Origin of the sequence: Luteitalea sp. (genome assembly GCF_022842525.1) — a bacterium.
Lineage (GTDB): Bacteria > Acidobacteriota > Vicinamibacteria > Vicinamibacterales > Vicinamibacteraceae > Luteitalea.
This window is the reverse complement of record NZ_JALHPM010000081.1, coordinates 22,619-28,761: the sequence shown is the minus strand read 5'-3', so window position 1 is coordinate 28,761 and position 6,143 is coordinate 22,619. Positions and strand designations below refer to the sequence as shown.

General features: G+C 71.3%; 2 protein-coding genes and 1 pseudogene. All 3 read left to right on the top strand.

Annotated elements, in window-relative coordinates; translation table 11 throughout:
- Positions 1 to 3,479, top strand: a pseudogene (locus Q0C41_RS16605) (hypothetical protein); the annotation flags it as partial.
- A gap of 57 nt (positions 3,480 to 3,536) precedes the next feature.
- Complete coding sequence (locus tag Q0C41_RS16600) at positions 3,537 to 4,781, top strand: hypothetical protein (protein ID WP_291985405.1); 1,245 nt, start codon at positions 3,537 to 3,539, stop codon at positions 4,779 to 4,781.
- A 26-nt stretch (positions 4,782 to 4,807) separates the two neighbouring features.
- Positions 4,808 to 6,070 carry a Wzz/FepE/Etk N-terminal domain-containing protein gene (locus Q0C41_RS16595; protein ID WP_291985403.1) on the top strand — a complete coding sequence of 421 codons (1,263 nt, stop codon included), beginning with the start codon at positions 4,808 to 4,810 and terminating at the stop codon, positions 6,068 to 6,070.
- Positions 6,071 to 6,143: the final 73 nt, after the last annotated feature.

The following is a 6,143-nucleotide window of genomic DNA, read 5'->3' as shown; positions in this document are numbered from 1 at the left end:
TCGCCGAGCGGACAATGGAGTGGTCGGGCGGATCTGCCGACGCCCACGCCGAAGGGTCCACGTCCACCGCCGATCGCCGCTGGTTCTTCGCCGAGGGCGCAACCCACTCGGGCTTCCGGCTCTTCTTCCTGATCTCCAACCCCGGCGATCTGCCGGCCACGGTCGGCGTGCACTACCTGTTTCCGGACGGCGCCCCGCTGCATCGCACGCACGTGATCGCGCCACGTTCGCGGTTCACCATCTGGGCCAACCAGGAGCACCCCCGGTTGGCCGCCGCCGAAGTCTCCACCCGATTCAGCGCCGACATCCCCATCGTCGTGGAACGGGCGATGTACACCGTCGGCACCGATGGCCGTCTGCTGGCGGGCCATGCCGCGATCGGCACGTCGGAGCCGCAGCCCACCTGGTACTTCGCCGAGGGGGCGACGGGCACGTTCTTCAACACGTTCCTGCTCCTGATGAATCCCACGGGCCACGCCACGCAGGTGGAGGTCGTCTTCCTGCGGCCCGTTGGCGCGCCGGTGCGCCGCACCTACACGGTGGGCGCCCAGCAGCGCTACACGGTGTGGGTCAACCATGCCGCACCGGAGTTGTCCGCCACCGCGGTCGGGCTCGCGGTCCGCAGTCTGGATGGCACGCCCATCGTGGCCGAGCGGGCGATGTGGTGGCCCGGCAACGGCAGTGGCTTTCGCGCCAGCCACGTCACGGCCGGTCTGCCGGAAGCCTCACCCGTCTGGGCGTTCGCCGGAGGGGAGAGTCGGGCCGGCGAGCAGGACGCCACGTTCGTGCTGCTGGCCAACGTCGGCGACGAGGACGCGACCGTCCGCGTGTCGCTGCTGCCCGAGGACGGCCTGCCGCTGATACACACACTCGAGGTGCCGGCGGACTCGCGGACGAACGTGGACGTGGCCGCGATCTTTCCTGCCGCCGGCGGCACCCGCTACGGCGTGCTGATCGAGGCGCTGACGCCCGGAGCGCGCCTCGTGGCCGAGCGGTCGCACTACGTCACCGCCAATGGTGTGACGTTCGCGGCCGGCACGAGCACGCGAGGACGGAACCCGCGGCGTCTGCTCGCGCCGCCCATCATGCGGCGCCTTGCGCGCGGCAGCGCCGCCACCCTCTACGAGGACGTCGTCGCCGCGGAGACGCTGGCCGGGCTCGACGCCGAGTCGTCGGCGCCCGGAATCGCGGCCGTCAGCATCGTGGACGGACGCGGCGTGCGCGTGAGCCCTCAGCCGGGCGCGAGCGGGTGGGTCACCGTGACCCTCACGGCGACTGGGGTGGACGGCGCGCGCGAGACCCAGCGCTTCCGCGTCAAGGTGGGCGATGCCGCGACGAGCGAGCACACCATCACGCTGTCTGGCCCCACCACGTTCAGCCTGCCCGCACTCGGGGATGCCGCCGCGTCGCCCGAGGTCACCACCATCGAGAACATCGGCCCGACGACCATCACGGGCATCGAGCTCTTCGAGCAGGGACGGGACTGGTCGACGGTCGATCGCATCCTGGCCAGCGCGACGGCCGGCCTGACGACGCCCGACGAGCGGGCGCACGCGCTCTGGCACTTTGCGCGCACCCATCACGTCCCCTGGTGGTCGGCCACGATCAACACCGACCTGCACGATCCGGTCGTCGTGTTCAACGGCTTCGGCTACGTGTTCTGCGACGACATCTCGAGCGCCCTGGGACTGCTGTTCGAGCGGGCGGGGATGCCGGCCCGCATGTGGAACCTCGGCGTGGACCGCCACACGGTGGTGGAGGCGTACTACGACGGCGACTGGCACATGTTCGATGCGTCGCTGGACGGGCTGTTCCTCGAACGCGACAACCGCACCGTGGCCGGCGTCGAGGACATCATCGCGGACCCCGGCCTGGTGTCCCGGGGCGGCTGGCGGCAGGATTTCGCCTATGGCATCTGGACGACGCCGGGCCACTTCAGTTATCCGGCCTCGGTACTGACCCGCGAGGGCCGGGGCATGGGCCTGACCCTGCGACCGGGGGAACGCCTGACGCTGTCGCCTGCCGTGCGCACCGGTCTGCGCTATGCGGACGGGTCGCTGGTCTCGCCGCCCGGCCTCGAACCGCCGGTCCTCGGCGGCGGCGTGCTGGCCTCGCGCCTGGATGGCCGACAGCCGGACGCCCTCGAGCGGCTTCGGGATGCGAATGGGGTGGCCGCAAGCGCCCGCGGGCTGGTCCGCACCGCGCCGGTCGGCACCGCAATCTTCGAAGTGGCGACGCCATGGCCCGTCGTCGGCGGGCAGTTGCGGGCGACGGTCGAGCCCGGTGGTCCCGGCGAGACGGTGACCATCGACGTGACCGCCTCGGGCACCGGCTTCGACTTCGACTGGTCTGAACTGGTCAGCGGTCGCTTCCGCGTCCCTGGCCTCCACGTGGCGGACGGCAACCTGCGCACGTTCACCCCCGAGCACTACGGCCCGGCGGTCCACAACGGGCCGGGGTCGACACCGGGCTACATCGAGTACCGCTTCAGCGCGCTGCGGCAGCCGGGCGCACGCACGCGACTGGCCGGGTCGTTCTATCGCGCCAGTGCCAGCGACATCGTCGCGGTGCAGGTCTCGGCCGATGGCGTCCGGTGGGACACGGCCTGGATGATGGCGCCCGTCGGCGGGGCCGTGCTCAGCGTCGACCTGACCGAGGCGCTGGCCGCGTGCGACCCGTGCGGCGTCCGCCTGCTCGTGCAGGGCACCTCGGGCCCTGCCACGGCGGGCTTCGACGCGCTCAGCCTCGAGGGCGTGGAGCCCTTCGGGTGGACGCCGGTGTGGTCGGCTCCGAGCGACGCACTCGCGGGGACGACGACGGTCGCGGTGCCGCTGGGGCACCTGGTGGACAGCTACGACGGCGCGATGGTCTTCGCGTATCACGTGCGGGTCAGGCTGTCGGGGTCGAGCCCCGTGCCGGCTGCCCTCGAATCGCTGGCCCTGGACTCCAACGTGCAGGCGGCGCCGCAGTCGATCACGCAGCCCGGGGCCGCGCCGGTCCAACTCGTCTACCGCGACAGCAGCACGGGACCGCGCCAGGTACGCATCGGGCATCGCTGGCACGTCGACGAGGCCCGCCATCGTCCCGCAGCCCCCGAACCGACCCTGAGCGTCGGGGGCGAGGCCGTCGATGCGCGGACGCCGTTCCATCTCGGATGGGTGGCGCCGCCCGATCCTGACGGCGACGTGCTGATCACGTACCACGTGCAGGTCTGCGAGCCGCGCGAGTGCCGCTATCCGATCAGTGCCAGCTTCGACGAGCAGGGCACCTTCTCGAACCCCGGCGCCGACGGTCTGTTCGGCACGACCGATGACGGGCCGCCGGTGCCCATCATCAGTACCCACTGGATGTACCTGCACGCGTGGCTCCGGGCCGGCGCGACGTACGCCTGGCGTGTCCGGGTCCAGGACGCCAGCGGACTGTGGAGTGACTGGAGCCGTGCCGAGCGCTTCCACGTCACCGCGCAAGCGCCGCCCTGAGGCCGGCATGGCGTATCCTGCGCCGATGGCTGGACCGCCGCAGGAGAGCTCGAGGGGATGACCACGCCCGGCCGCGCGGCACGCGGGGCGATCGCGCTCACGGCGGTGTTCGCCGTCTACCTGCCCAGTTCGGTGAACGGCACGATTTCGCCGCTGCTGGGCAGTGTGGGGATCGTCGGCACGGCGGTGCTGCTCTCGGCGCTGCTCGCTCGCCGCCGAGGCATCGGCCATCCCGTGCAGGTCACGCTGGCGATGGCGTGCGTCGCGTCGCTGCTGGTCGCCAGCCTGTTCTCCCCCTTCGCCAGGATTTCTCCAGGCCTCATCCCGATCTTCGGCGCCGTGGCCGTGCTGGTGGCGCTCAATCTGCGTGACGTGGCGCTGACCGGGGCCACGCAGGGGGCGCTGGTCCTCGTGCTGGGCCTCAGCCTGATCTTCGGCGCGGGCCTGGCCCTCGACCTGCCCTGGGCCGACCGCCTGGCCGTGCAGGCCTACGGCGCGTTCTATCCGGGCCTGCTGCACAACATGGTGGTGCTGTCGGACAAGCCGGTGCTGACCTTTGCGACCCACTCGATGGCCGCCTTCGTCATGTACCTCTTCTTCTATCTGTGTTTCACGTTCTGGCGGGTCCGGCCCTCGCCGCTGGCCGCCGGCGCCACTCTGGGATTCCTGGTCCTGCTCTGGCGACTCAGCTCGACCACCAGCCTGATGCTCACGTGCGTGGCGCTGCTGCAGGTGCTCGTGCTGATGCTGCGACGCCACCGGTGGCTCGTGCCGGTGCTGGTCGTGGTGCTGACGGGCACCGGACTCTGCGCCCTGTTGCTGTCGGGGCTCAGTCCGCGCGAGATGGCCACCATCGTGCGGGACGCGGTGCTCGGCAACCGGGCCAACGGGCTGATCTCGCGCTACGCGTCGGGAGGCCTGCTCGCCGCCAACTTCCGCTATCTGTCCGACCATCCCCTGCAGCCCATCGGCGTGGGCTTCTCGCCGGCGCTCTATCTCGGGGACTCGGGGGTCCTGCTGCTGCTGATGCGCGGGTCGCTGCCGCTGCTGCTGGCGGTCTACGGCGGGCTGTTCGCGTTCCTCCAGTACAACCTCAGGTCGCGCACGGTGGCGACGTGGATCTTCGTGGTGACGCTGGCCTTCGAGGTCGGCTTCACGCCCCTGCAGTACCACCGCTTCGTCGGCCTCCTGCCCCTGCTCGTCGTCGGGTTCAACGGGGCGCTGGTGCCCCGGCGCGAGGGCGTCCTCGACGCCAACGCGAGCAGGTATACTCAGGGTTTGGCCACGACCCGGCAGTCATGAATTCTCCCGTCGATCCCCTTCACCCGATGCCCCCGCCGCCGTCGCCCTTCGCGTCGACGGACCCGGCGCGGGAGCTCGAGCTCATCGACTACTTCGCGGCGATTCTCGACCGACGGTGGCTCGTGGCCGGCCTGGCGCTAGGCATGGCCGCGCTGGCTGCCGTCCTGAGCCTGCTGTCGCCGCGTCAGTACGAGGCGGCCGGGTTGCTGTCGGTGATGCCCGCACGCCTGGAGAGCGGCGTGCCGGTGGAGGCGGTGCCGGAGACGATGGTGCCCGTGGTGAAGAGCACCACGCTCCTCAGTGCGGTGCTGGCGCACCTCAAGCTGGATCAGCCGCCGTACTCCCTGACGGCCGAGCGCTTCTTGGCGGCCCATCTGGTGGCCGAGCCCATCGTGCGCACGTCGTTCGTGGAGGTGAGGGTCACCCTGCCGGATGCCGACCTGGCCCGTCGCGCCGTGGACGAGATCGTGGCCCGGGCCGTCGAGCAGTCGCGCCAGATCAACCAGGCGGAAGGCGGCGGCATGGAAGCCCGGCTGCGGCAGGTCGCCGAAGAGGGCGAACGGCGCTTCGCGGCGGCCGAGGCCGCGCTCAAGGCGTTCCGGACCAGGGCGCAGATCGAACTGCTCCGCAAGGACGTGGATGCGAGCCTCGGGCAGCGTGGCGCCTTCCTGCAGGTGCTCGTGGACATCAGCGCGGAACGCGGGCGGCTGGCCCGGGCCGAAGCCGAGGTGAGCCAGCGGCCCGAGCTGGACACCACGGTCGAGTCGATCACGCAGGGCCGCGCCACGCTGCAGGAGGCCGCTCGGCCGCGCGGTGGCGAGGACGCGCTCGTCGGCCTCAGCGTGCAGAGCCAGCAGGTCAACACGGCCCGCAAGGAGCTGGACGTCCAGCTCGGCGAGTCGCGCACGAAGCTGGCGGCGCTCGAGAAGCAGCGGGATCGGATGCTGGAGGTGGCGCAGGTCAGTTCGGCACAACTCCCCCTGCTCACCACCTTGTATGAACGGGAAGCGGCGCTGACGCGCCTGCAGCTGGAGTTCGATGTCGCCCGGAAGGCCTTCGAGGAAGCCTCGACGAGCTACCAGGTGGCCCGGATGCGCACGGCGCTGCGGTCGCCCTTCGTGCAGGTGGTGGAGAAGGCCGCGCGCCCGAACGCCCCGCAGAGCCGCCGCGTGGTCCGCAATACCGCCGTGGGTTTCGTCGCGGGCGCGACGCTGGGATGCCTCGCCGCCCTCGGTGCCCTGGCCATGGCCCGGATGGCCCTGCTGCCCACCCGTCGCCCCGGAGCCTGATCCGGCAGCCGAGACACCGAACCGTAGCAGGGGCAAGGCCAGACCGTCTGGCGCCCCGGACTGGAAGACAGCG